Source organism: Parashewanella spongiae, assembly GCF_004358345.1.
GTDB lineage: Bacteria > Pseudomonadota > Gammaproteobacteria > Enterobacterales > Shewanellaceae > Parashewanella > Parashewanella spongiae.
Genome location: NZ_CP037952.1, coordinates 3707350 through 3733194, shown reverse-complemented (window position 1 = coordinate 3733194; position 25845 = coordinate 3707350). Strand labels below are relative to the sequence as shown.

Annotated in this window: 23 protein-coding genes; 16 read left to right on the top strand and 7 right to left on the bottom strand. The window is 41.9% G+C overall.

What is annotated here, in order from left to right; all coding sequences use genetic code 11:
- Positions 1-205: 205 nt before the first annotated feature.
- From E2I05_RS14775 to E2I05_RS14755, 5 genes are all read right to left on the bottom strand, one after another.
- A complete protein-coding gene (locus tag E2I05_RS14775) occupies positions 206-3448 on the bottom strand; it encodes a pentatricopeptide repeat-containing protein (protein WP_121854952.1) in 3243 nt (1080 codons plus the stop codon).
- Between the two features lie 381 nt (positions 3449-3829).
- Positions 3830-5437 (bottom strand): IS66 family transposase, encoded by a 1608-nt coding sequence (locus tag E2I05_RS14770; protein WP_133309718.1) that lies wholly within the window; start codon positions 5435-5437, stop codon positions 3830-3832.
- A gap of 90 nt (positions 5438-5527) precedes the next feature.
- Entirely contained in the window at positions 5528-5860 is a 333-nt protein-coding gene (gene tnpB, locus E2I05_RS14765) for an IS66 family insertion sequence element accessory protein TnpB (protein WP_133309503.1), read from the bottom strand.
- On the bottom strand, positions 5857-6228 hold the full coding sequence (locus E2I05_RS14760; RefSeq protein ID WP_133309717.1) for a hypothetical protein: 372 nt from the start codon (positions 6226-6228) through the stop codon (positions 5857-5859). The genes tnpB and E2I05_RS14760 overlap by 4 nt, the downstream gene beginning before the upstream one ends.
- Positions 6229-6286: 58 nt before the next feature.
- Positions 6287-7309, bottom strand: coding sequence for a hypothetical protein (locus tag E2I05_RS14755; RefSeq protein WP_121855300.1), 1023 nt, complete (start codon positions 7307-7309; stop codon positions 6287-6289).
- Between the two features lie 1442 nt (positions 7310-8751).
- On the opposite strand from E2I05_RS14755, the gene E2I05_RS14740 reads away from it, so the two are divergent.
- Positions 8752-9387: a DUF6058 family natural product biosynthesis protein gene (locus tag E2I05_RS14740; protein WP_121855320.1), complete on the top strand. Its 636-nt coding sequence runs from the start codon at positions 8752-8754 to the stop codon at positions 9385-9387.
- 272 nt (positions 9388-9659) lie between these two features.
- Here the strand turns inward: E2I05_RS14740 and E2I05_RS14735 are convergent, their stop codons facing one another.
- Positions 9660-11165 carry a transposase gene (locus E2I05_RS14735; protein WP_133309665.1) on the bottom strand — a complete coding sequence of 502 codons (1506 nt, stop codon included), beginning with the start codon at positions 11163-11165 and terminating at the stop codon, positions 9660-9662.
- Positions 11166-11504: 339 nt separating this feature from the next.
- Here E2I05_RS14735 and relB point away from each other — a divergent pair, with 339 nt between their 5' ends.
- Together relB and E2I05_RS14725 are read left to right on the top strand one after the other, a co-directional pair.
- Positions 11505-11717, top strand: coding sequence for a type II toxin-antitoxin system RelB family antitoxin (relB, locus tag E2I05_RS14730; protein WP_121854538.1), 213 nt, complete (start codon positions 11505-11507; stop codon positions 11715-11717).
- 1 nt (position 11718) lies between these two features.
- The gene (locus tag E2I05_RS14725; RefSeq protein ID WP_121854537.1) at positions 11719-11991 is read left to right on the top strand and encodes a type II toxin-antitoxin system RelE family toxin; all 273 of its coding nucleotides are present in this window, start codon (positions 11719-11721) and stop codon (positions 11989-11991) included.
- A 17-nt stretch (positions 11992-12008) separates the two neighbouring features.
- Here the strand turns inward: E2I05_RS14725 and E2I05_RS14720 are convergent, their stop codons facing one another.
- On the bottom strand, positions 12009-12647 hold the full coding sequence (locus E2I05_RS14720) for a hypothetical protein (RefSeq protein ID WP_121854536.1): 639 nt from the start codon (positions 12645-12647) through the stop codon (positions 12009-12011).
- A gap of 280 nt (positions 12648-12927) precedes the next feature.
- Here E2I05_RS14720 and E2I05_RS14715 point away from each other — a divergent pair, with 280 nt between their 5' ends.
- From E2I05_RS14715 to E2I05_RS14655, 13 genes are all read left to right on the top strand, one after another.
- The gene (locus E2I05_RS14715; RefSeq protein WP_121854535.1) at positions 12928-13266 is read left to right on the top strand and encodes a TrbC/VirB2 family protein; all 339 of its coding nucleotides are present in this window, start codon (positions 12928-12930) and stop codon (positions 13264-13266) included.
- Between the two features lie 10 nt (positions 13267-13276).
- The gene (locus E2I05_RS14710; RefSeq protein ID WP_121854534.1) at positions 13277-13600 is read left to right on the top strand and encodes a VirB3 family type IV secretion system protein; all 324 of its coding nucleotides are present in this window, start codon (positions 13277-13279) and stop codon (positions 13598-13600) included.
- On the top strand, positions 13597-16059 hold the full coding sequence (locus E2I05_RS14705) for a VirB4 family type IV secretion/conjugal transfer ATPase (RefSeq protein WP_121854533.1): 2463 nt from the start codon (positions 13597-13599) through the stop codon (positions 16057-16059). The genes E2I05_RS14710 and E2I05_RS14705 overlap by 4 nt, the downstream gene beginning before the upstream one ends.
- Positions 16056-16676: a type IV secretion system protein gene (locus tag E2I05_RS14700; protein ID WP_121854532.1), complete on the top strand. Its 621-nt coding sequence runs from the start codon at positions 16056-16058 to the stop codon at positions 16674-16676. The genes E2I05_RS14705 and E2I05_RS14700 overlap by 4 nt, the downstream gene beginning before the upstream one ends.
- A 57-nt stretch (positions 16677-16733) precedes the next feature.
- Positions 16734-17003 (top strand): EexN family lipoprotein, encoded by a 270-nt coding sequence (locus tag E2I05_RS14695; protein ID WP_121854531.1) that lies wholly within the window; start codon positions 16734-16736, stop codon positions 17001-17003.
- Positions 17003-18019 carry a TrbL/VirB6 family protein gene (locus E2I05_RS14690; protein ID WP_121854530.1) on the top strand — a complete coding sequence of 339 codons (1017 nt, stop codon included), beginning with the start codon at positions 17003-17005 and terminating at the stop codon, positions 18017-18019. The genes E2I05_RS14695 and E2I05_RS14690 overlap by 1 nt, the downstream gene beginning before the upstream one ends.
- A 183-nt stretch (positions 18020-18202) precedes the next feature.
- A complete protein-coding gene (locus E2I05_RS14685) occupies positions 18203-18916 on the top strand; it encodes a VirB8 family type IV secretion system protein (protein ID WP_121854528.1) in 714 nt (237 codons plus the stop codon).
- On the top strand, positions 18917-19834 hold the full coding sequence (virB9, locus tag E2I05_RS14680) for a P-type conjugative transfer protein VirB9 (RefSeq protein ID WP_179952724.1): 918 nt from the start codon (positions 18917-18919) through the stop codon (positions 19832-19834).
- On the top strand, positions 19834-20979 hold the full coding sequence (gene virB10 / locus E2I05_RS14675; protein ID WP_121854527.1) for a type IV secretion system protein VirB10: 1146 nt from the start codon (positions 19834-19836) through the stop codon (positions 20977-20979). The genes virB9 and virB10 overlap by 1 nt, the downstream gene beginning before the upstream one ends.
- Entirely contained in the window at positions 20957-21985 is a 1029-nt protein-coding gene (gene virB11, locus E2I05_RS14670; RefSeq protein ID WP_121854526.1) for a P-type DNA transfer ATPase VirB11, read from the top strand. The genes virB10 and virB11 overlap by 23 nt, the downstream gene beginning before the upstream one ends.
- A gap of 154 nt (positions 21986-22139) precedes the next feature.
- A complete protein-coding gene (locus E2I05_RS14665; protein ID WP_243641124.1) occupies positions 22140-23864 on the top strand; it encodes a type IV secretory system conjugative DNA transfer family protein in 1725 nt (574 codons plus the stop codon).
- Entirely contained in the window at positions 23861-25678 is a 1818-nt protein-coding gene (locus E2I05_RS14660) for an LPD7 domain-containing protein (RefSeq protein WP_121854524.1), read from the top strand. The genes E2I05_RS14665 and E2I05_RS14660 overlap by 4 nt, the downstream gene beginning before the upstream one ends.
- Positions 25656-25844, top strand: a complete 189-nt coding sequence (locus E2I05_RS14655) for a conjugal transfer protein TraD (RefSeq protein WP_121854523.1) — start codon at positions 25656-25658, stop codon at positions 25842-25844. Before E2I05_RS14660 ends, E2I05_RS14655 begins: the two co-directional genes overlap by 23 nt.
- The last annotated feature ends 1 nt before the right edge of the window (position 25845 follow it).

Below are 25845 nucleotides of genomic sequence, written 5' to 3'. Positions count from 1 at the left end.
ATTGTCTTACTGGACGAAACACTGAAATGTCCAAAAACGAGTCAACCATCTGATATTATTTAATTTGTAGCTCATTTAAATTGGTTCATTTATAGAATCATTTAAAGTGAGCAACATAGCTTTATAAAATCACTTAATCTGAGCAACTAATTTGATAAAAGCAATTAATGCGAGCAAACCGATTTATAAATGCAAGCAACTACAGTTAATGGGTAGACTCGCTCAATACTATCATTCCTGAGTTGAATTCATCCTCGATAAACTCAAGTCCAAATTCATCTTTGAGAAAACTTATCATTCCATTTTTTAACGTATTATTGCCATGGTATCCAGTTATGATCGATGTTATCTTGGGTTCATTGTTTTGTTTGTGGTAACAAAATAATAGTTTTGCGAAAGCTAATGGAACACCTTGAATATGTGTACCATCACCTGAATGTCCTTCGAAGATTTTATCCATATGCAAATCGATACAATGATTCATTAAGCCAACATTTTTTTTATATATTCCTTGTGCTATCCCTTTATCAATCATGCTTGCGAAATTATCTTTTTCAAGCGGCGCAAATTGAGCATGTATTTGTGAAAAAGTACTCATGTCACATTTGTTCATAATTTTTTCTAAATACCACATTCCAGTGTCAAAATCCTTAGCCTTAATGCATACTTTAATAAAGGCATTGTAAATGGCAACATCAGGCTTGATGCCCCATTGTTGTATTAAGCTGGTTGTAGCTGCATCGCTATCGCCCAAAACCAATGATTTGGCTTCTGTAAAACGCACCATTTCAGCGCAGGCCGTCAGCAAATTTATGCAGGTGATTAGACTGGCCTTTAATGACAAATGAGGTGCCATCACGGGCTTATCACCACATACCAGTTGCCAAGCACTATCAAACTGGCCAGTTTTAGCGCACACCGTGATAAAAGCATTGTAAATGGCAACATTAGACTTAATGCCCCATTGCTGCATTAAGCTGGCTGTGCCTGTATCGCCCAACACCAATGTTTTGGCTTCTGTATAACGCCCCGTTTCAGCGCAGGCCGTCAGCAAATTCAGGCAGGTGATTGAATCTGCCTTTAGTGGTAGATGAGGTGCCATCATGGGCTTATCACCACACACCAATTGCCAAGCACTATCAAACTGGCCCGTTTTAGCACATACCGTGATAAAAGCATTGTAAATGGCGACATCAGGCTTGATGCCCCATTGTTGTATTAAGCTTGTTGTACCTTTATCGGCCAACACCAATGATTTGGCTTCTGCATAACGTCCCCTTTCAGCGCAGGCAGACAGCAAATTCACGCAGGTGATTGAATCTGCCTTTAGTGGTAGATGAGGTGCCATCACAGGCTTATCACCACACACCAGTTGCCAAGCACTATCAAACTGACCAGTTTTAGCGCACACCGTGATAAAGGCATTGTAAATGGCAACGTTAGGCTTGATGCCCCATTGTCGTATTAAGCTGGCTGTAACTGTAGTTGTATCACCCAATACCAATGATTTGGCTTCTGCATAACGCTCCATTTCAGCGCAGGCCGTCAGCAAATTCAGGCAGGTGATTTGATTGGCTTTTAATGGCAAATAAGTTGCCATCACTGGCTTATCACCACAGACCAGTTGCCAAGCACTATCAAATTGGCCAGTTTTAGCGCATACCGTAATAAAGGCGCTGTAAATGGCAACGTTAGGCTTGATGCCCCACAGTTGCATTAAGCTAGCTGTATCGCCATCGCCCAACACCAATGATTTGGCTTCTGTATAACGCTCCATTTCAGCGCAGGCTGTCAGCAAATTCGTGCAGGTGATTTGATTGGCTTTTAATGGCAAATGAGGTGCCATCACAGGCTTATCACCACACACCAGTTGCCAAGCACTATCAAACTGGCCAGTTTTAGCGCACACCGTGATAAAAGCATTGTAAATGGCAACATTAGACTTAATGCCCCATTGCTGCATTAAGCTGGCTGTGCCTGTATCGCCCAACACCAATGATTTGGCTTCTGCATAACGCCCCGTTTCAGCGCAGGCCGTCAGCAAATTCAGGCAGGTGATTTGATTAGCTTTTAATGGCAAATGAGGTGCCATCAAGGGTTTATTACCACACACCAGTTGCCAAGCACTATCAAACTGGCCTGTTTTAACGCATACCGTGATAAAAGCATTGTAAATGGTAACGTTAGGCTTGATGCCCCATTGTTGTATTAAGCTTGTTGTACCTTTATCGGCCAACACCAATGATTTGGCTTCTGCATAACGTCCCCTTTCAGCGCAGGCCGTCAGCAAATTCGTGCAGGTGATTTGATTGGCTATTAATGGCAAATGAGGAGCCATCATGGGTTTATCACCACACACCAGTTGCCAAGCACTATCAAACTGGCCAGTTTTAGCACATACCGTGATAAAGGCATTGTAAATGGCGACATTAGGCTTGATGCCCCATTGCTGCATTAAGCTAGCTGTAACTGTATCGCTCAACACCAATGATTTGGCTTCTGCATAACGCCCAGTTTCAGCGCAGGCCGTCAGCAAATTTATGCAGGTGATTGAATCTGCCTTTAGTGGTAGATGAGGTGCCATCACGGGCTTATTACCACACACCAGTTGCCAAGCACTATCAAAGTGGCCAGTTTTAGCGCATACGGTGATAAAGGCATTGTAAATGGCAACATTAGGCTTGATGCCCCATTGTAGCATTATGCTGGCTTCGGCTGAATTGCCTAGCACCAATACTTTGCCATCTGAAAAATTTAAATTTAACTTAATTAATTTCAGTAATAGTATGCAAGTTTTCGCTTCATAGGACGATTTAAATCGTATTATGTCACTAAAAATGCCGTCGAAATTATATGAATAGCTGTCAGAAAACTCAGCCGCTTTGTGTAACATTTTATGGATAAACCTTATGTCCCATGATGTTTCCATGGCCTGTTTTTCGTTTTTTAGGGTGTGAATGATTTCAATAAGCTGCGAAAGTTTAGTGCAACCACCAATTAATACATTTAACTCAATATCCAGTTGCTTTTTGGTTTTCTGTTTAAGTTTCCAAGAATGAATAAGCGCACTGGTCTGAGTAAAAAAGGGCTCAGGGGAGGAAGGTGGTTGCTGTATTTGCTTGGTATATTGAGTGCTCGATTTTGGAGTAATGGAGCAGGGCTCAGTTACAAAACGCCGGCAAGCATTACTTGGCTTCTTACGATAATGAGCCTCTAGTGTACGAGAGTTAAAGCGAGTCGACGATGATTTATTGTTGAAAAAATCATACAGCTTTTGCCTATCTATTTTGCTTAATCTTTGATAACACTGTTGTAAGTTTTCATCACCATCAAACCTTGAAACCTCAAAGTTGAGATATAATACGGCTTCGCTTGGGTATTCTTGGAGACTTTTGAGCATGAATCTATATATTGATTGTTGCTCAGCAGAAGTGCGCACTGTCGCCATCACATTACTCAATAAGCGAGTGAATTAAGAGGCTAAGAAATAACGCATTGAAAAGCTAAATACAAAATTATTCAGCTTTAAGGCATTCTATAAATGTATAACAGAAAATTATCTACTGCACAGAGAAGCCGTTTGGTAGCTCATAGTTGCACTTCAGACTCAAAAAATAATGAAATTGAGCGTAAATTGGTTTTGTCCCTCCTTTGCCAACTTGGTCGGCTGGCGCATTTCTGTCCAAAAACAAGATAGAGGCAAAACTTTTCATCAGGTACTTAGTCCCTAAACAATTGTGAGCTTACGGCAGCATAGCGTGAAAAACTAAATTATTTCAGGTACAGCTAGACCTAGGCGATTAGCCCAAGTCCATTTCTTACAGCTGTATTATTTTTCAGTGACGACTGTTTCTCGATAATTCCACGGTAGGTATTCTTCAGGGTTGGTTTTCACTTTATCCTTCTCTCTCTGTAAAAATGTGAAATACTCAAACACATTGATGCCAGCTTCACTTGCTGTTGCAATCATTGACGTGATGACATCACCAATCGTAGCGCCAAGTAACGTCTTATGGAACATCGCATTTTTTCGGTCACGAACGATGATTTTTAACATGGCTTCGATACGGTTATTATCGATGTATACACCTTCGTAGTGGCAAAAATAGCTCAAGCCAACATAATGTTTGACAAAATATCGCATCGCCTTACCTAAACCACTATTTTCTTCAACTGTTTCATCGTTAAGGTGTGTTGTACACCACTGCTTGATGGTTTTCATTACAGGCAACGAATGTTGCTGATGGTAACTCAGCCTTTCTGTTGCCGTAAACTTTTGCTCTTTAGTGTGCTGCTCGTAAGCCCAAATTTCACCATAACGTGTCAGTACGTGCTCGACTTCATCGGGGAAATGGTTAATGACATCAACAAATTGTCGTCTGGCATGACTGTTACACAATGACAGCAGACATTCTCTTACCGTAGGGCGATTACTGACCAGAGCGTCACTCATCATTATCGGCCTAGATTGATGAGTACCGCGTTTGTGCAACAGGCTATCGATGAATTCGCCAGCATGACCAATATTAGTTTCAAACAACACGATACTATCATTGGCTTGAGTGGTCGCAATAACACCTGATGTGTACACGCCGCTGCGCATTTGTGTCTTGTCACTGTTACGCACCGGTTTTTCTATTGGCGTAGCATCCAAAATTCGGTGAGTCGTGTCATCGAGATAATAATGCTTCGCATCGGCCGCGAGGTTAACCAACATTTGATAAACAGGGTAAATATCATTGGCCACATATTCAACTTGGTCAAACACAGTAGACGCAGTGATTTTGACACCAAGCAGCTTTTGAATGCTCCCTTGGCGATAAAACGGCAACCCGGCAAAATACTTGTGTATGGCCATTAATGACCGAGCTGAGTAGCCGTATTTTTGTTGCTCGCTCCCGTCGGCTAACACTTCAACTGGCAAAGCGGCGGTAGCGTAAGCGCCACAAGCATTACAGCGAAAGCGCTCCATGACATGCTGCTCTGGCTTAAACGGACTTTGCCCTGTGATACGCAGTAAACTGCCTGGGTCGGTTTTGTACATTTTACCCATGTGGCACTCTAGGCAGTTATCACCTTTTTTCACATCTGTACTCTGATGCACTATCACAACTGGCTTAGCGGGAGTGAAATCTTCACCGCTCTCTTTGGGTTTACGATTTTTACCCGCAGTGTGTTTACCGCTTCCTTTATTGCTTTTACTGACACGAGACAAGGCTTCTGAAGACTTTTCAATGCCAAGTAACTTACGCAATTTGTGCACGGTGACATCGTGATTGGTTAATCGTTGCTGCATCGTCGATAACGTCACTAAGGCATCAAGTAACAACTGACAATCTTCTGGAGACAGTGCTAATTCATGCTCTTTGGCTTCAGTAACACGAACTATCAGTGCTTCCAGCGCGTTGTGGTCGATATCAGTAAACGGTTTACTCATTAAAGGACAGTCCAGCTTAGGCGAATAGGAAAAATGAATTCGGCGGGCAGTATGATCCGATAAATAAAATAATCAACCGGTAAGTGCGATTTATTTCAAGCGACTTGAAGATAAATAAGGTTCACCACTCAGTAATTGCCGTAATTGTGCCGCAGCCATCGGTTGCATAACGCCATGATGACGTGGCCATCCATGAAATTTTCCTTTTGATAACCGTTTGGTCATCAGCCAAAAGCCATTATGCTCATAAGTGAGGGCTCGTATCATGGTTTTGTTGCGATTAATGAAGACGAATATCGAGCCTGAACGCGGATTACTCGACAAGCGCTGTTGGCACACGGCCGCCAGTCCATCGATACCACAGCGAAAATCAGCAGGCTGAGTCGCAATGAAGATACGACTGTTGGAAGTTAAATAGATCATGATTTCATTGCCCAGATAAGGGCGCAAATAAAGTGAACATCCACCACACCTTGTATATGAATATTGTCGCCATTAGATAGATTCAACTCAAGTTTTACTGGGGAATTGGGCTTGATGACCTCAGGTAAGTTGGGTAATTCAATGAAGTCTGTAATGGACTCTGCCGAGTTTGATACCTGGCACCATTGTTTAAATTGAGAGCTACTGATACGTAAAGCGGTGCAAATTTGTGATGATGAGTAATGCCCTAGCAATGAAATGGCTTGCTCGCGGAGAGTGTTTGGTATTTTAGTTCCGCGACTCGGCTTATTTATGCGCCAATGGGCGAAGACTGTGGCGACGCGAGTTAATGGCTCTATATTTGGCATGATGGGCTCCGATAATTAATCTGCCATCATTACATCAAATTATTGGGTTAAAGTTGCACTATGCTGCCGTAAACTCACAAACAATTTTTAATCCTAAACTAGGAATTGGGAGTAGCCCTTGCCAAATATACCAATTACGAGTGACTTTCTCTTGAGTATGTGCTTGCTCATATGAAGCAAAAATTGGTGTATCCTCACTCTCTTGCTTGGCTTGTTTCTCAGCCGCTATTTCTGTCTTTAGTGTACGTTGGTGGAATTGTTGGAAATTTTTTGGTGTAAGATGGACTTTAGCGCCATGAAACCCATGAAAAGTAATTTCTTTATATTCTGGGCGAAACGCAGTGTGATCATAGAACTCATCCCTGACATGCTGGACAAAACTACGCTTATCACCTTCGACTAGCCAATTTACCCATCCAGTACAATAAGCGGGTTCTTTTCGGCTGTTCTTAAGCTCCTGAGCGTCAAAACTTCCGGTGGCTTTCCTGTCGGCCGTATGTGAACCATCAAAGTAGAAATTTTTTACAAAAAAACCTTCTCTATCCTTATTCAAGTGCATATTTATAAAAAAATCATAAAAGATATCGTTCATGGTAAAGGTTGTTTTACCGGACACTAATTCGCCACAGGCAACTTGACCTTCACCGTGAACCCATATATTTCCAGTTTTGACATCAAGTCCACTATCTTGCGAATTATGACTCACTGTTTTTGAGGCTGCGTGCTTTTCCAGCAAACCTGCAGCCGCTTCGCACTCCTTGCTTTTTGTCAGGTCATACTCAGTTAATTGAGCACAATGCTCGGGTTCTGATGAGCTGGTCAACATAGTGGTATACTGATGAAAGCGGCTTAATTCTTCGTCATGTTTAAATACGACTTGAAAAGGTTCTTTTTTGTTTAATAGATTCCAACTTTGCTCAAGGAGTATCTCTTGGTAATCTTCGTTGCTAAGACCCACACCTGGAATGTATAGAACATTTTCACAATTTTGAACTGTTTTGTTGGTTGTTAGGCTACTATCATGTTCGAAAGCGGCCTGTGATACCGATACAAGCTGTGATACAGGGTTATACTCGAACATAAATCCTCCACGGTGACTTATTCAAGATCTTAAATTCACTCTATCTCTTGATGATTAGGCTTTTGAGAGAACGTTACGCTTATGCTGTGTAGATTTAAAGATGAGCTTCTGGTGCATTGCATTTTTCGTCAGTGTTTGTTCAACTTTAATAAACTCATCTCTGCGCAAGAAATAAACAAGACACCATAATAATTTTCTGCTTTATTCCGATCGGTTTAACTGATTTGCTGTGTGATTTATAATCATCCCATCAATCACGACTGTATAGTGCGGTGATCTTCATCGGACATCAGGCTCACAGAATTAATCTTGAGCTGCAAGCCATCTAGCAAACGCCGTTTAAAAATAGTAATTAAAACACTCAAGTTAGTGGAAACACTTTAAAGGGTGTTTCAAATTTGAAACCGTAGTGAAATATTTGAATACAAATACCTAATTCGAACACTTAGCTTTAGAGTATTAACCTAACCAGCTTATGTCCAGAAGTGAGTTTACGGGATGAAACACGGTTATGCCCGTGCGACGTGAAGTCGTATGAAGTGCTGTTCACCACTATAGCGTGAACCGTCTGTATCACCAGATGACCCTAAGGCTCTGAATAAAGTAGCGAGCCTGACAATGTAGCAAAGTCTATTTATTAGACGGGAAACGAATCGTGAGAGGACGTTCCTCCTGATAACCACAAGTCGGGTAAGCGCTAGGGAATCAGTATGATGAACATATGTGAACCCATGAAAGGTGCGTTATACGTGAAGCAGCGGAAGTGGTTGTTACGCTGTGGCCAAAAGGCAACGAGAGTTGGAAAGAGGTTGGGCAGTACTCTTTCGTGATCAACAGAGCTCTCCGCACTAGAGTGGGCATCTACCCTGATATTGCACAACATACGGAACACGGTAAGCCTGTATAGTTCCTTCTGGGAAAGCCATCTGTGAGGGTGGCCGATAGTTATGCAGGTAAAGGAGGCTGGAGAAAGCAAATGCTGCGTTGTAATGATGCAGATACAGATTTATATCTGGTCGCGAAAGTGAGCCCACTTCCAGCTGGTCTCCCGTTGCAAGAAAATTTGAAGAACTTTGTTAATGGAGAAACGCAAATGATGACTTCATATGAGGTTAGTGCCTCTCCTTACTGTAATAATATGGAATCCATAATGTTGCAGATATTAAAGCTTCAAGTGTGTATTGCAAAGGTAACTATTTGTAGTTACCGGGTTACATAGTATGCCTTAGTGGAGGCTTGAGCCCAGTGCAGTGAAAGTTGCACGCTGGGTTCTGAGGAGAGCGGCACTTGGCAACAGGTGTCGCTTATCCGACCAAAGCTGGTTGAAAAACAAGCTGAAACGTAAACAAAAATTGGTATTTCAACAAATGTCCATTTAGTTATAATATACCCAATATTTAAAAGGATTATTTACTGATTAAATTTATAGAGGGACAAAGTTAGTGGAGTTATTAAATTACCTACAAAACCATTTTTTTACGAAACAAGAACTGCTGGAAATATCGAAAGTTACAGATAGCGAATTTCAAAGCTATCAAGACGCAGAATTAATGCCTAAATGTTCATACAAATTAGAATTAAGCTTACAAAGTGATTCATTTTTTGGGTTACATAAAGAAGAGCAGCAGGTTGAGTTTTATGCAAAAGGTTATTCTTCTTGGTTAGCCGTTATTCAATCTGAAAAGTCTACTGACAGTGTTTATTCAGTGTTTACTGACCGCTATAAAAAAGCTGTTGAAAGCCTTTATTTACAAGGGCACTCTTCTGGCAGCTCTAAGTTAACTACTCAGTTTGATGAACATGTAAAAGAAGAGTGGGGGCATTTTATAAATGGAATCTATGGCTTATGTACCAAGTCTGGTTTACCTGAAGACATTGCTGCAAAGGAGCTTTCAATACTAGAAATAAATGAGCTCTTAGCTGAAAGTGAATTATCAGAAAATCAGATTGATCAGCTCACAAGAGCAGTGGATTTATTAGACAGTGCTAGTTCTCTATTTGCACCTCATGAACGTTTAAAAAGCTCCCGTTATCGTTTAGTTGATGAAGTTCGTCGTAACTACAAATTAAAGAGCTAAAAAACACTAAGGCGTAGATTAATTTATGCCTTACTGCGTTATGAAAATAAAATATGAACGTATCTTTTTTTATCGATAAAGATTTATTACAAGCTGCAATTCTAGCTAGGTTATGTCCAGAAATGAGTCAGTTTTAAAATCGAATCTAGATCAACACTGCTAAAATTGAGGACTGATCAAAACATAGGTCTTAAAGGTAACAAATCAAAGAGAGATCGCCAGCTCAACCTCAGTTGAACCGCTACCGTAAATCACACAAAGTTTGTGAGTGCTTAGTGGTGTAAATCCGAAGGTGGAAAATTCAGCATTGTTAGCCAGTCATCAACTTTTTTCCCTGTGATATTCTGATACGATGAAGTTCCTTTATGTTTCCCCCAGCGTCTTGAGCGAAGGTTGTACCAAGCTTTAAATAACTCGAGGAAACCTTGATTGACTCCTTTACGGACATAAAGGTAAGACCGTAGAGTGGCATTAAATCCTTCAATGGCACTTGATGCTCTGTGGCGAGTTTGATGCAACGCTTCCACTTGCAGCATAAGTTCGCTGGCACTCTTGCCTAAACGGAGTCGCAACCACTGATAACTGCCAACTAATTCTTTCTGATACCGCGCTATTTTCCAAGGTTTAGCTTTTCGTAATTGGCGCTTTCGTTCAGAGAAGCGACAAGCCACTTCAACGCATTCTTGAGGATAAAGTTCGCCAAGTTTCAGTAACTTTTCGTGAAGTGCTTGAGTTGCTAATGTCAGTCCTTTCAAACGATTTTTTATGTATCTAGCAGCGGTGATGCCATCTTTATGCTCAGTATTTTTTAAGCCATCAACAGCCTTCGTTAGCAAGGCTTCAGCCTGTTTTTTCGTCATGAGGCTACCCGTTTTCATGGAAATACTGGTCAAAGCTTGGTGGAGATGATTTCTGCTTTTCGTTCCACTTTCATATTGCTCAATCGCTTGCTCACATTTCGCTTGCACGCCTAATAAATCAACCATTGCCTGCTGCTTTTTCTCTGTATCGAATACATCTTTATGCAATCTTTTTTCCAAACTAGCCTCTTTATCAATGTAGTAGTACGCCCGACGTTCAACCTTTCTCAGCGCCTTACCTACGATATACAACGCATGGAAAGCATCATCACGTTGCTCTGCATGTTCAAAGCTCATGCTAACGCCTTTCGCTATTCCTTTTGCTCCATCTTTAACGACGTGCTGAGGTGATAATCCTTGTGATTTAGCTTCACCTAAAACTCGTGCCCAAGTTTCACCGTCACGCTTTTGTTCGTGAGAGAGTGAAAATAAATAACCACTTTCGAGATCTATCCCAGCAAGTACGGGGTCACCTTGGCTGAACATCTCATCGATGGCCACACTCTTTATGGCTGATAGCGACACTTTTTCGTTAAATAACTTAGCCTGCTCTTGAGCTTCAACGATAACGCCTTGAATGTAACCGTAACTGACTTTACAGCCTGGATAAATGAGTGGGATTTGTTCTTCAATTGCTCGAATAGAGTTAGGTGCTGTGATTGATAAAGCCACAATAGAACGGCGAAGATGTGGTACGTCAACATTTACAGATGTAATGACATCAGATTCGTCGTTGGTAGTAACAAGGCACTTTAGTGCCGATTGAGCCGCATATTTAGCGGAGTAAACGGCTTTACGAGAAACATTAAATTCATCAGAAAGAGAAGAAACTGCACCATGCACTTGGCAAGCGATAGTTTTTAAGAGAAGATCGAATTTGTCTGAGGAGTTAAGCGGTGTTCGGTCGAGTATCGGCATTTTATTTTGAGAATAGTTTTAGTCGGCTTATTATCTCAATAAATAACGTTTTTCTCCTCAGATTTTCTCATTTATTTGTTACCCGTATCTGATGGGTTCCCAAAATTGAATTGCCTTTGTCGAGCATTTTCAATTCTGATAGTCCTATTTATTAACCGATTTCATTACAATGTTACCTTTATTTTTCAAGTAATCGCTTGATCTACTTGTGGTAAGGATGGGAAGAATATCCAGCAAATCAACCAGAACTACGGTTATTTGATTGCTTTAAAGGTGTAAGTCGACGTGAAACCTGTTATGCTTTACTTGTATGACACGTAATACACTTTGGAGGTCGTCATGTTATCACTCAGATTATCTGACAGCATCGAGCAGCGTTTAAACCAGTTGGCGGAAACTACTGGCCGCACCAAATCTTTTTATGCCAAAGAAGCTATTGCAAAATACCTTGATGAGATGGAAGACAAGTACATCGCCATTAGCCGTCTTGAAAATCCAGCTCCCCGGGTTTCAATGGCCGATGTGGAAAAAGAATTGGGCTTAGACGATTAAAATGGCGCAGTGGCAAATCGAATGGGACAGCCGTGCCCTGAAGGAGCTGAAAAAGCTCGATAAACAAGTGCAAAAAGATATCATTCACTACCTTAAAACCCGTATCTCCACCGAGGAATCGCCACGACGTTTTGGTAAAGCCCTGTTAGGTAATAAAGCCGGATTGTGGCGTTATAGAGTCAAAAACTATCGCATTATTTGCAATATCGAAGACGACACTTTAGTGGTGTTGGTGCTACGAACTAGCCATCGTAAAGATGTATATCAGTTGTAAACAGAAGTGAGCCGCACTTAAAAGCGAATCTCAATCAATACAGCCAGAATTGAATTGCCTTTGTCGAGCATTTTCAATTCTGACTGTCCATTTTTATTTACCGACTTCACAGCAAAGTTACCTTTATCATATTCAAGTAATTGCTTGATCAAAAGAACACCATCAACCTGAATTAAGGCGAAGCGTTTATCTTGCGGAGGTAGATCAGGATCAAAAACTAACTTGGCACTATTTGATAGTAAGAAGTCCAACTCAAAACCATTGTCTTTAGCATCAATAACAAAAGCTTTTGCACCGATGCGATCTTGCACTGAAATGTATTGGTTGAAGTCTGACAGCTCATTATTTAAGAAAGGTAATATTTGCACCTTGGTAATAACAGGAATATCAATGTTTCCTGATGGTAAAGTCTCGTCAGGCTGGTGACCAAAGATAAGCCAGTCAACCGAAACACCAAAATGCTCGCCAATCATTTTAAGCATTTTTCTTGATGGTATCGCTTTTCCGTTTAGCCAATTCCCTGCACCCTTATGGGTAATCTCAAACAGATCGGATAATAAAGTGATCCTTCCCATGTTCTTAGGAGGGAAATTATGTCTGTCTAACAGCTGGTTTAGACGTTGACTGAATTGCACTTTGGTATCTGTTGTCGGCATCCGTTACTTCTAAATTAATGGCATTTATGGGGTAATTATTACATAAATACTATCAAATTCGTTCACAAGGAAGATATGTGCAAGTGAATTGACAGCTTACGAATCTAGGACAGTCCTTAAGAACACTAAGTTCAAAATAAGTTTAATGCTCTTTGAATATTTCTTATAAGTAAGAGTTTATTTACATCAAGAGTTCAAATAGTCATATTTTAGTAATTAATAGGAAATTATTTTGAATTAAGGATGCTCATTTTCTTTCGTTCTCTGTAGGAGAAGTTCGATGAGAGTAAGTACAATATTTTCTAAGTCCTTTGCTGCTCCTCCCAGTAGGTGTTTCAATTTAAAAAATGTACTTCCCATCATAGCTTTTGTTCTATTCCTTGCTCTAATTCCTGACATCGCATTCGCCAATCCAATCACTGAAGGTGTCGATTGGGTGATGGATTTGCTTACCAATGGTATTGCTCGCAGTGCGGCAGTGATTGGCATTGCTATTCTTGGCTATCTCGCATGGTTTGGTCGTATTACTGGCGAAACTTGCGGTAAGTACATTGCAGGGATTGTGCTCGTTTTCGGCGGCACCACCATTGTCGATATGATCATTTCAGCAGTGAAGTAGAGGGCTGATTATGAATGAACATGATCTTTTATTTGTTGCCGTAACTCGCCCTGCGATGAAATGGGGCGTGACCTTAGATGGCATTATTATCACTGGCGCTTTAGTCGCAGTTTTGATGATTGCCACTAAAAACCCACTCACTTTGCTGCTGTATTTGCCTGTTCATGGCTTGATGTATGTCTTTTGTTTGCGTGATCCAAGGTTGTTTAGGTTGATGTTGTTGTGGCTGAACACCAAAGCGAAATCGATTGCTTGGCGACAATTTGGAGCAGCTACCGCGAGTCCTTATAGTAATACTCGTAGTCGCAATTCAATGTTGAGGAACATCTTATGAATTCTAAAATTCCTCAGCATATTTGGAAAAGAGAAAACGAAGCGGCTGAGTTTATTCCGTATCAGACTCATGTTAACGAGCACACCATCAAAACTCATAGCGGTGATTACCTGCAGATCATTCGTTTACAAGGTGTGGCTCATGAATCAGTGGCACCTGAGCAGGTATTACTTTGGAAAGAACAACTCAATTTAATGCTGCGAAATATTGCCAGTCCTGATATCTGTATTTGGACGCATTTAATCAGGCGTGAGCATAAAGTATTTCCACAAGGTGAGTTTGAATGTGAGTTCGACAGAAAGCTCAATGACAAGTACGCGGCTAAGGTTTGTCAAAGCCAGCTGATGATCAACGAGTTGTATTTAAGTGTGATTTATCGTGGTCATTCTCGTGGTATAAGCTCTAATATATCTGCGTGGTTTGCAAGCCCTAGAAAATTGAATCAGCAGGCACTCATTGCAGAGCAACAACAAGCCATCAATAAACTCAATGACGTAGTCAGTACCGTAATCGCTTCAATGGAAGCTTATCAACCTCAGCGGCTTGCTACCTATTTAAGCAACGGCATTTTCTATTCTGAGCCGTTAACTGTTCTGGATTATCTGGTCAATGGTGAGTGGCAACCAAGAGCCTTGCCTAAAGCTGATATCGCTACTTCATTGATGCGAGTTAGGCCATTATTCGGTGGTGACACCTTTGCCTTGAAAGACATTACGCAAACCCGTTTTGGATCTTGTTTGGGGATATCGGAGTACCCTGAACAGACGGAAGCGGGTTTGCTTAATGCGCTTTTATCGGCACCTCTTGAATTGGTACTGACCCAAAGCTTTCAATTTTTGTCTAAACCCGTTGCTACTGAATTACTGCAGCGTCAACAAAAACGATTACATACCACGGGAGATTTTGCCCACTCACAAATTGAAGCGATAGATTTAGGGCTGGATGACATTACCTCTAATCGCATGGTTTATGGTGAGCATCACTTGGTGTTGACAGTCTTAACCGATTCACAGGATCCGCTAGAAAAACATCTATCACAGCTCAAATCCGAGTTAGCGGATATGGCGATTATGCCAGTGAGAGAAAGTACCGCTATCGCTGCAGCTTTTTGGTCGCAATTACCAGCTAATAGCAAATATCGTCCGCGTCCTGCACCTATCTCATCAAAGAACTTTGCTGGATTTTGCAGCTTTCATAACTATCCATCAGGACAGATGACAGGTAATCAATGGGGAGATGCGGTAACACTTTTCAAAACTGTGTCTGGCGCACCGTATTACTTTAACTTTCATGAAACGCAAGCGAAGAAAAAAAGGAGGAACCAAGAGCATTCTGAATGTATCAACAAAAAAGGAAGTCCGCTCAAGGATGAGCATCATGCTTTAGGAAATACCTTAATCATTGGTGCATCTGGAAGTGGTAAAACGGTTTTGCAGGGCTTTTTAGTGTCACAAAGCAAGAAACTTACACCGACTCAAATCATTTTTGATAAAGACCGTGGGCTTGAGATCTATGTGCGAGCCTGTTCTGGTCTGTATTTGCCATTACAAATGGGTAAGCCTACTGGATTTAATCCGTTTCAATTAGAGAGCACTCTTAGCAATCAGTTATTTCTGACTCGTCTTATTAGCAAATTGTGTGGTGATAACCTCAATCATAATCAGCAACAAGAAGTGGCTGATGCAGTGAAAGGCGTAATGAGTCTTGATAAACCTATGCGTCGTTTAAGTCGTTGTTTAGAATTTCTCGATCCGGTTGATAGCCATGGTTGTTACAGCAAACTTCAAAAGTGGTGTCAGGGCGGTGAACTCGCTTGGGTGCTGGATAATGAAGTTGATGAGCTGTCATTAGAACATCAAACACTAATGGCTTTTGATGTGACTGAGTTTTTAGAAATCCCTGAAATAAGAACGCCAATAGTCATGTACTTATTCCACCGTATTGAAAGTTTGATTGATGGTCGCAGGCTGCAAATCATTATGGATGAGTTTTGGAAGTTATTGGCTGATGAATACTTTGAGGATTTAGCCAATAACAAACAGAAAACCATTCGTAAGCAGAATGGCATTATGGTTTATGGCACTCAGTCTGCACGTGATGTGCTTAGCTCTCCAATTGCTCACTCTCTGATTGAGCAATGCGCTACGCTCATTTTAATGCCAAACCCAAAGGCTAGACGAGAAGATTACATTGATGGCTTGCACCTGACAGAGCGTGAATTTGCAATGATTAAAACCGAGCTTCAACCCAACTCACGCCAGTTTATTGTTAAGCAAGGCCATCTAAGTTCAGTCAATGAATTGGACTTAAATGACTTTGATGAAGAACTCGCAGTGATATCTGGTACAACCGATAAAGTAAAACTACTTGAACAATTGATTGAGCAAGTCGGCACCGAGCCTAATGACTGGTTACCCCTTTATTATCAGCAGTTGGTCGACAAGCGAGGTAAACAATGAAGTACATAGCCATTTCATCATTTCTCCTCTTGCTCTCTGCTTATGCACAAGCCTTTCCAGTCATTGATGCCGCAAATCTGCAACAAAATATCTTGCAGGTGAAACACATGCTGGAAGAAATTAATACCTTAAAACAGCAGGTAAAAACAGCAAAAAGCCAACTGAATAGTATTAACGGAATTCGAGGTATGAGCAATGTCATTGATTCGGTTTATGACGTTACGGTTAAAGTTGACCCTAATCTCACATTAAAACAGCAAGGTTTACGTGACAGTCAATGGCTGCAACTAGGCGGTGATGTGGCAGGTTTATACGATGATGTGAATCGCTATCGAGGTCGTTGGTTCGGCCAAACTCAAGCATCACTGCAGCAAACTCAAGCAAGATACCAACAGCTAATGCGATTGATACAGAAAATCAATCAAGCACCGCAGCAAAAAGACATTGAAGACTTACAAACTCGCATCAATGCTGAAGGCGTGATGCTGCAAAACGAACAAGCCAAACTGCAATTATTGAATGCACAGGCACAAGCCAGCGAAGCGCTGACACAGCAAAAAATTACTCAGATGGCGATTGAATCCGCTGGTGAGTTACGCCCTATCGATTGGAATTAACGGAGCAAAACGCCCACGGATGGCAGATAACACTGATTAAATTTAAGAGATATCTGCATGAAAACATCAACACTGGTTTTACTTTCATTGGTTGTAATTGGCTTAAGCGCTTGTTCCAAGTTTGGAAAAGAGTCAGAACAAAAAGTTGACCAAGGACATACGGTCTCTTGGTTTCTCAAACACAATGAGGTTTTAGATCAAACTTTAAAGCTCTGTAGCGACGATCCCGCCAAGTACAACAAAGAGCCGGATTGCATTAATGCACTCCATGCCGCCAACCAGCGTTCGGCTGGTGAATTGCATCCTATTGACTGGGGCAAAGGTTAATGGCTGCCAAAAGCAATCTGTATCAGGGCATTTTTGATTTAGTCGATAAGGCGCTGCATAACTATGTGCAGCAAGGTTCTGAACGACTTATCCATTTTTTGGTGCCGTTATTCTCCAGCTTGATGATCATCTGGCTGGCGATTTGGGGCTATGCCTTGATGACAGGTCGCAGTGAAGCGCCTCTACAAGAAGGCTTTTATCGGATTCTACGCATCGGATTTATTCTGGCTCTTGGCTTAACCGTTGGCCGCTATAACCAAACTGTAGTGACTTTTTTGAGTGATGCACCACAAACCATTGCTTCCATCGTTTCAGGTGGTCACTCCATGGATGCAGCACACTTGTTGGATCAACTTTTTAGTCAGGTATTTCAGCTGGCCGATAATGCTTGGAAACAAGGTGGTGTAATGAACGGCAATTTTGGGATGTACTTTATTGCTGTCGCTGTGTTGCTGATTGGTAGTTGTCTAACATTGTTAGTCGCGTTCTTTATTCTACTCAGCAAAGTCATGGTCAGTATCTTATTGGCCATCGGCCCGGCCTTTTTTGTTCTATTGCTGTTTCAAGCGACACAACGATTTTTTGAAAGCTGGTTAGGTATGGTATTGAACTTTGGTTTTGTATTGTTGCTTGGAGTGACATCTGGGCAATTGATGGTGTCGGTGGCGAACAGTTACCTGCATAAAATAGCCTCAAATCATTCAACGATGACCACGCTTAGCGACAGCTCCATGCTGTGCATTGTGCTTGGCTTGTGCATTTTAGTGATGAAACAAATTCCCGCCATGGCATCAGCATTAGGCGGTGGCGTTGCGATTGCTGCGAATGGTGCCATTGCCAACAGTCTGCATTCGTTAAGACCGACTACCCTCAGAAACCAATATCGTATGTTACGCCGTGATATGAATTACACAGGTCAGGCATTAGCGACTCCGATTAAACCTTTGGGCGTCGGCTATCACGCTTATCAAAAACGCTTTGGCGGTAACAGCATTTCAGGGAGAGCGAATCCATGAACACAAGCGTAATGAAAATGAGCTGTTTATTACTGGTTTTACTACTCACACATTGCTCCAGCGCATCCAAACCACCGCACTGCCATGATGATGGTAAGGGCTTGAAGCCTGTTAATCATGCTGCAATTTCTCTAAAACCTGTGCGGCTCAAACCGACAGCACTGAAACCAATAAAGCAACACCATGAATGATAAAGCACTGCAAAAGCAGTATTTCAAGGAAGCCAGAGGTTGGGATGCTGAAATTAGCGTTCGGATTAAAAAATCCGAGCAGCGAGCATGGCTATGTTGCTTGCTATTCACGCTCATCGCCGTTTTACAAGGTATTGGTTTAGTGTGCCTCTTACCATTAAAAAGCATAGAACCCTTTGTCATTCGAGTGGATAACAACTCTGGTTTAGTGGATGTTGTGTCAACCTTAAGTAGCCATGGTCAAGTAAAGCAGCAAGCTCAAGAAGTATTAGATAAATATTGGTTAGCGCAATATGTACGACATCGTGAAGGCTACCAATGGGAAACCCGCAGTTATAACCGTAAGCTGGTTGGGTTAATGTCAGCCGATGACGTTCAGCAGGAATTTGCCGCTCAAACCGATCCCAAAACCAATCCTCAAGCACCGATAGTTATTTATGATCAGCAAGCTCAAGTGAACACGAAAATCAATGCAATTAGTTTTATCGCTAAAGATAAGGTCAATAGTGAGCAACGAATCACGACCTTAGTGCGCTATTCCAAAAAGCTAAAGCGAGTTGGTGAAAACCACCCATTAACTCACTGGGTAGCGACCATCACCTTTGTGTATCGAAATGCGCCGATGTCATTGCAAGACAGACAATTGAATCCACTTGGCTTTCAGGTTTTGAGTTATCGGAATGATCAAGCAACGGGAGGTGATTAGATGAGTTTTCTGTTTCCTCTTGTTCGTCGCTGCCGTGAAAACGGTAGCCTAGAGCCTTTCAAGTCGTCAAAAAAGAAAAGGCACTGGATGCTCATTTTCATGAGCATGACGCTATTACTTATATGCTCAAACGCCAAAGCCCTTGAAACTCCTTACAGCGGCCACTTCGACAGACGAGTAAAACACATCAATTACAATCCGCAGCAAGTGGTGAAACTGGTCGGCCATTATGGTTTTTCTACGGATATTGAGTTTGCCGTTGGTGAGTCGGTACAACAAATTGCTATGGGCGATGTGGATGCATGGTCAGTGACACCCGTAGCGAACCATATCTTTATCAAACCTAAAGCCCTGCAAGCCGTGACTAATATGACGGTACTGACTAAAACGAGTTCAGGAAATCATGCTTACAACTTTGAGTTAAGCGCCCATTGGTCACAACGAGGCGCACACCCAATACCGAACGATATGATGTTTCAGGTACGTTTCATCTATCCGCAGCAAGTTGCAGCTAGAGATAAAGCCAAACAGAAGCAACAACAGCTCAAAGCAAGATTGAATTCTGTTCAAACGCCAAAAGTACGAAACCAAAACTATTTCTATAAAGGTAATACCAAACTGTTACCTGTTTCAGTATTTGATGATGGTCGCTTCACCTACATTACTTTTAACGGTAAACAAGATTTTCCGGCAGTGTATATCGTCGGCAGTGACGACCAAGAAAGTTTGGTCAATTCTAATGTTAATGCCGCATTCCCTTACACCATCATCATTCAGCGTATCGCTAAACAATTGGTACTGCGTCAAGGTAATAAAGTGCTGTGCCTGTTCAATCAATCTTATCAATTCGAACACGCGGCTAATTACACAACCAGTAACATTCCCAACGTCGAACGACAGCTAAAAGGAGGTCAGTAATGGACGCCAGTTCAACTCTCGAAAGCCCTTCAAATAGAACAACTGAACCTGAAGTGTTAGAAGATTTACCGCAGTTGGGTTCAAGCTTATCTCATAAGTCGTCGCTCGATAAAAAGTGGTTGATTGTTTTCGGTGTTGGAATTATAGGGTTATTGTTTGTAGTGAATGGAGGCTTGAATCATGGCTCGACTGAGAAGCAAACCAACCATCATTACACCATTGCTGACCATTTAGGTGCACCGCCAGAATTACCCAAAAAGACGAAGCAGTTTACATTAAAAAACAGTGACAGAACTCCAGCGCAAATACTGCATACAGGCGAGTTCGATACTGCGCCACAATATACGTTATTGAATGGCCACAGTGAGAAATCACTAACACCGCAACAACGTAAGCTGTCGGATAATTTGCTGGCGTACAGTCAATCGAATCAAGCTGCGACAAGTAGAGAGCATCATCAGCAAATTAACTACCAAGAATCGCAAACGGTTCAATCTACACAATCGCCATTACAACAAAAATTGCAACCGACTAAACTTGCAGGCAGTTTGGCCAGTCGTATCGTTGACCCGAATTTGTTTATCACCAAAGGCGCGTTTCTGGACTGTATTTTAGAAACGGCCATCAGCAGTGATGTGCCTGGCATGACTCGCTGCCAGTTAAGTCGAGATATCTACTCCACCAACGGCAAAGTGCTGTTGCTGGAAAAAGGCAGTCACATTGTCGGTCAGTATCAAAGTGGCTTGCAGCAAGGTGTGGCTCGAATCTTCGTGTTATGGAATCGCATTGAAACACCTAATGGCGTGATTATCGATTTAGATTCTGCGGGAACTGACACCTTGGGCAGAAGCGGTCACAGCGGCTTTATTGATGGTCATTTTAAACAGCGTTTTGGCAGTGCCATGTTGTTAAGTCTGATTGGTGATGTCAGTCAGTATGCTCAGAACCGAGCCAATAGCGGGGACAAAAATCAAATTCAGTTTGGTGGCAGCATTGGGGCGAGTAAGGATTTAGCGTCAATCGCACTGCAAGATTCCATCGGCATTAAACCGACTTTACTCAAAAATCAAGGCGAGCATATCAATGTGTTCGTTGCCCGCGATTTAGATTTCAGGAGTGTCTATGACTTGCGACTTAGCGACTGAAATCAATATTGATAATCGAAGCTTGGCGTTAAGTGCTCACTTAAAAGTGTTGACTGAGTTTTTAGCGAACTCATCGGTTACTGAAGTCGTAATAAATCGGTCACAGCAACTCATTACTGAATCTAACCAAGGCTGGCAACATCATGATGTTGAAAACTTGAGTGTTAAAGCTATAACCTTTGAATATTGTCAGCGCCTTGCCAAACTGATTGCAACCTATTCAGGGCAAAAACTCGATGCATCGCATCCAATATTATCTGCCACTTTACCAAACGGTGAACGAGTACAAATTGCCATACCGCCCGTAACCAAAGCAGGTTGCATTAGCTTTACTATCCGCAAGCCATCCAAAGATATTTTTACCTTGCATGACTATGAACGACAAGGTTACTTCAAACAGTGCCTATGCAACGAAGAATGCCAAGTTGATGAGCTCAGTAAGCTGAAGCAACAAGGCGATATGGTTGGTTTTTTGAAATTGGCTATCGCACAACGAAAAAATATCATTGTTTCCGGTGCGACAGGTTCGGGAAAAACCACTTTTTTTCGTTCATTACTGAGTTTAGTGCCAGATAATGAGCGCTTAATCTCCATTGAAAATGTCGATGAACTGCAGTTGTATCGTACTCACAGCAACAGCGTCAGCTTGTTTTATTCCGCTGGACAACAAGGGGTTTCAGCTGTCACTCAAAAGCAGTTGTTAGAAGCAAGCCTGCGTATGAAGCCTGACCGCATATTTGTTGCTGAGCTTATTCGTGGTGATGAAGCCTTTTACTTTCTTCGTAACATCAATTCAGGTCATCCGGGCAGTATCACCACCATGCACGCAGGCAGTCCACAATTGGCACTGGAACAACTGGTCTTGATGCTAAAAGAGTCGCAAGCAGGTAGTTCACTTTCCAGAAAAGACATTAAGCAGCTCCTGCATTTATGCGTTGATGTGATTGTGCAGCTACAGAACATCAACGGCCAACGGTTTGTGAGTGAGGTGTATTACGAGAATTGAGGTCAAGTACTCGTCACTCCTGCGGAGGCAGGAGTCTAGCGACTTTTTCTTTAAAAAGCATAAAACCACTGGATACCTGTTTTCACAGGTATGACGACAACAAAACTTTGAGAAATGAATGTTGAACAAACGGATAATGAATAAATGGCATTACATGGCTTTAATAAGCTTAGGCTTGTTACTCAGCCTTTGGCTTAGCAGTGCCATTTACTTGTACTTTGCTCACCTTAATGTTTATCAAGCGACACCTTTTACCGTGTTTCGATATGGCTATTACTACGGACACGATAACAAAACCAAGTTCTGGTTAACTCTTTCGGTCGTATTTGGTTTTTCGCCATTTTCATTGATTATGGCGGCGAGATTTAAACCCAGAAAAAAGCCACTATACGGTGAAGCCCGATTTGCCAGCCAAAGAGAAATCAAACAAGCGGGATTACTGCAAGGTAAAGGCATTGTAGTAGGCAAGCAACAACAACTGTTCAAACAAAGCTACTTACAATTTGGCGGACAGCAGCACGTATTAATGTCGGCACCGACTCGCAGTGGTAAAGGTGTTGGCGTGGTCATTCCCAACCTACTGACTTGGCAAGATTCATTAGTGGTGCTGGATATTAAACAAGAGAATTGGCAAATCACCTCAGGATTTCGGCAAGCGCATGGTCAGCAATGTTTCCTTCTCAATCTTGCGCCACGAGACTATCGAAGCCATCGCTGGAATCCACTGCATTACATTTCATCTGATCCAAGTTTTCGAATCAACGATATTCAGAAAATTGGCCAAATGCTGTTCCCGAATATCGACAGTGAGTCACCTGTTTGGCAAGCTTCGTCACGCTCACTGTGGTTAGGATTGGTATTATATCTAATAGAAACACCGCCTTTGCCAGTAACTATGGGCGAAGCACTGCGCTTATTGACTCAAGGTGATGAACCGCTGGCAATTCTGATTGAACAGCGTTTGACTTCAAGCACTCCATTATCCAATCAATGCTTTTTATCCCTTAAAGAGTATCTTGATACACCAGACCGAACCCGTGGCTCGATTCGTAAAAGTTTTACCTCAGCATTAGAGCTATTTTACAACCCTGTAATTGATTCGGTGACCTCAGATAATGACTTTGATTTACGAGAGTTGCGTAAACAAAAAATCTCCATTTATGTGGGCGTGACACCTGACGATTTAACCCGCTTAGCACCACTAATTAATCTTTTCTTTCAGCAATTGATTGACCTTAACACCAGAGAGTTACCCGAACAAAATCCAAACTTAAAACATCAAGTTCTATTACTACTGGATGAGTTTGCAGCCATCGGCAAAATCAGCATTCTAAGTCGTGGCATTAGTTATGTAGCAGGTTACGGATTGCGTTTACTCACCATCATTCAATCTCCTGCACAACTGCGAGAAATCTACGGCCATGACGGTGCAGAAACTTTAATCGAAAACCACGCCATGCAAATTGTGTTTGCGCCCAAGAACCCCAAAGTGGCGAGGGAAATTTCCGAAACCTTGGGTAACACCACTATCAACAACCTCAGTCGTAGTAAACAATTATCAGGTAAAGGTGGCCGAAGCGAAAGTATTAGTGATCATCAACGAGCCTTGCTACTACCACAGGAGATCATTCAGCTAGGACAAGATAACGAATTACTGCTGTTAGAAAATTGTGCGCCGATTAAATGCCGCAAGATCTGCTGGTATCAATATGGCTCATTAAAACAGCGAGGTAACTCCCCAGAGCTACAAAAATGGCCATTGCCTAACGTACATCAAGTAAAGCCAAATCAGCTCAAAAATATTGCCAAATCGCAATCGCAACTGGATGGCTTGGTCGATCAATTCTGTGAGCAGTTTGCCGGAGGTGATGAATCATGACAACACAAAAAAATCAGAGCTACCAGCTCGAAACTGAACGCTTTTATTTAGCGGTTCCCTATGCTGAACGAGAACAAGCTAAAAAAGTCGCAGGCATTTTGCAAAATGGTAAATCTGCTATCGGCTTTGATAGTGACAGAAACCTGTGGTTTGCCAAGCAAGGTGCTAACTTAACTCGTCTACAAGACTGGTTACCCAAGCCTGAAAAGTTCGATAACCTAACGAGCACAGATCCTGTCAATGAATTTGCTATGCAAATGCAAAGTGCAGGCTTACTGTTAAATGAACTCCCCTTGATGGATGGCAAAGTACATCGAGTCAAAACACAAGATGATAAAGGCAGTCAAAAAAGCGGAGCGTATGCGGGTTATAACGATGGCCATCCTGCTGGTTGGTATCAAGACCATCGTAATCACAGTGAGCCGAAAAAATGGATTGCCAGTTTTAAACAGTCTGATCCCTTTGCTAAATTACAAATCAAAGCGCAGTTGGCAAACCGAGAATATCAGCGCCAACAAGCGCAATCTAAAAAGCATCAACATCACGCCAAACGCTGCAGTCAGGTATTTCAGTTACTGCCGATAGCCAATGCCGACCATCCCTACTTAAAGCGTAAGCTAGCTAAAGTGTTTCCTGATGTGTGCCAAGACAAACAAGGAAGATTGGTGATCCCACTGATGGATGAAAACCACCGTGTTCATAGCTTGCAACGCATTTATGCCAATGGTTTTAAATCACTTAAGAAAGGAGCTGCAAAAACAGGGCACTTCTTTGTGGTGGGTTACAAGCCACTGACTAATGGCGAACCGATTTTATACGCCGAAGGCTACGCTACCGCTGCGAGCATTGTCGAAGCCACAGGTCGAAGTGTGGTAATGACCGTAGATGCGGGTAATATGCCGAAGGTCGCTGCCAAGCTTAAAGCAACTTATCCGCAAAGTGGCCATTTATTTCTGGCGGATGACGACTATAAAAATGCAGTCAATAAAGGTGTTGAAAAGGCGAAACAAGCCGCCAATCTCACTCAGGGTTTTTGGTTAATGCCTCGGTTTATTCGGGATCAAATTGAACATGGGATGACAGATTTTAACGATCTTTTTATGAGTAGTGGAAAAAGTACCGTTGAAATGCAAATTGAAGATCATATCAAAAAGTGCTGGCCGTATTTAATTCAAAAACGACCCGAACAATTATTGCCAGAGCTAAACAGCATCGCACCAGCCGAGCCCGATAAATTCAGATCCGAAAAAACAGTTACTCCAAATAACATCAAGCCTGTGCTTGAACACTATCATCAAGTTGAAAACCGCTACTACTTTAATCGACCACCCAAACAACTGGCCTTTATAGATAAAGGCAATAAATTACAAAGCCGTTTGGTGAACAGCAAAGTCATTACTGATTTACTAACGCTTGCTAACGATAGAGGTTGGCAACAAATCAAGCTTAGCGGTTGCAAAGCCTTTAAACGAGAGGTCTGGTATCAGGCAAAGCTTCAAGGTTTTGACGTTAAAGGTTATCGAGCTGATGATAAAGACAAAATCCGTTTACAACAAGCTCAGCCACAACAGAGAGTTGTTGTGAACTCAACCATTAATCTAAATCAAAGTCCAAATCAAAATGCTAACCAACAGACCGCACTCGAATCAGCAAGAACTTTTAGTCAGGTTATGCAACCTGCTTCACAGCAACAGTTTATGGCAAAAGTTCAACAAAAACTAAAAGTCATATTTGGCAAAAACACCACCATCACAGAACAACATAAAGGCCACTCATCAAAGGAGGTAGAACATGAACACCAATTTGAACGCTGACGATAAAGTAAATTTTGATGACAAACTCTTTGCCTTAAACATTCCCGGCAAAGTGATTGAAGTCACAGTAGCAGAAGCGCAAGAGCTCGGCGCATTTGAAGAAAATGCCCTTACTGAAGATGAAGCATTGGAAGCCTCAGATGAAATTATTAATGATGAGGAGTAAG

What these genes read in the sequence shown, in the direction of transcription:
- E2I05_RS14775 (WP_121854952.1), bottom strand. Translation starts at nt 3,448, where the DNA reads ATGGCGACAGTGCGCACTTCTGCTGAGCAACAATCAATATATAGATTC.
- E2I05_RS14770 (WP_133309718.1), bottom strand. Translation starts at nt 5,437, where the DNA reads ATGAGTAAACCGTTTACTGATATCGACCACAACGCGCTGGAAGCACTG.
- tnpB (WP_133309503.1), bottom strand. Translation starts at nt 5,860, where the DNA reads ATGATCTATTTAACTTCCAACAGTCGTATCTTCATTGCGACTCAGCCT.
- E2I05_RS14760 (WP_133309717.1), bottom strand. Translation starts at nt 6,228, where the DNA reads ATGCCAAATATAGAGCCATTAACTCGCGTCGCCACAGTCTTCGCCCAT.
- E2I05_RS14755 (WP_121855300.1), bottom strand. Translation starts at nt 7,309, where the DNA reads ATGTTCGAGTATAACCCTGTATCACAGCTTGTATCGGTATCACAGGCC.
- E2I05_RS14735 (WP_133309665.1), bottom strand. Translation starts at nt 11,165, where the DNA reads ATGCCGATACTCGACCGAACACCGCTTAACTCCTCAGACAAATTCGAT.
- relB (WP_121854538.1), top strand. Translation starts at nt 11,505, where the DNA reads ATGTTATCACTCAGATTATCTGACAGCATCGAGCAGCGTTTAAACCAG.
- E2I05_RS14725 (WP_121854537.1), top strand. Translation starts at nt 11,719, where the DNA reads ATGGCGCAGTGGCAAATCGAATGGGACAGCCGTGCCCTGAAGGAGCTG.
- E2I05_RS14720 (WP_121854536.1), bottom strand. Translation starts at nt 12,647, where the DNA reads ATGCCGACAACAGATACCAAAGTGCAATTCAGTCAACGTCTAAACCAG.
- E2I05_RS14715 (WP_121854535.1), top strand. Translation starts at nt 12,928, where the DNA reads ATGAGAGTAAGTACAATATTTTCTAAGTCCTTTGCTGCTCCTCCCAGT.
- E2I05_RS14710 (WP_121854534.1), top strand. Translation starts at nt 13,277, where the DNA reads ATGAATGAACATGATCTTTTATTTGTTGCCGTAACTCGCCCTGCGATG.
- E2I05_RS14705 (WP_121854533.1), top strand. Translation starts at nt 13,597, where the DNA reads ATGAATTCTAAAATTCCTCAGCATATTTGGAAAAGAGAAAACGAAGCG.
- E2I05_RS14700 (WP_121854532.1), top strand. Translation starts at nt 16,056, where the DNA reads ATGAAGTACATAGCCATTTCATCATTTCTCCTCTTGCTCTCTGCTTAT.
- E2I05_RS14695 (WP_121854531.1), top strand. Translation starts at nt 16,734, where the DNA reads ATGAAAACATCAACACTGGTTTTACTTTCATTGGTTGTAATTGGCTTA.
- E2I05_RS14690 (WP_121854530.1), top strand. Translation starts at nt 17,003, where the DNA reads ATGGCTGCCAAAAGCAATCTGTATCAGGGCATTTTTGATTTAGTCGAT.
- E2I05_RS14685 (WP_121854528.1), top strand. Translation starts at nt 18,203, where the DNA reads ATGAATGATAAAGCACTGCAAAAGCAGTATTTCAAGGAAGCCAGAGGT.
- virB9 (WP_179952724.1), top strand. Translation starts at nt 18,917, where the DNA reads ATGAGTTTTCTGTTTCCTCTTGTTCGTCGCTGCCGTGAAAACGGTAGC.
- virB10 (WP_121854527.1), top strand. Translation starts at nt 19,834, where the DNA reads ATGGACGCCAGTTCAACTCTCGAAAGCCCTTCAAATAGAACAACTGAA.
- virB11 (WP_121854526.1), top strand. Translation starts at nt 20,957, where the DNA reads ATGACTTGCGACTTAGCGACTGAAATCAATATTGATAATCGAAGCTTG.
- E2I05_RS14665 (WP_243641124.1), top strand. Translation starts at nt 22,140, where the DNA reads ATGGCTTTAATAAGCTTAGGCTTGTTACTCAGCCTTTGGCTTAGCAGT.
- E2I05_RS14660 (WP_121854524.1), top strand. Translation starts at nt 23,861, where the DNA reads ATGACAACACAAAAAAATCAGAGCTACCAGCTCGAAACTGAACGCTTT.
- E2I05_RS14655 (WP_121854523.1), top strand. Translation starts at nt 25,656, where the DNA reads ATGAACACCAATTTGAACGCTGACGATAAAGTAAATTTTGATGACAAA.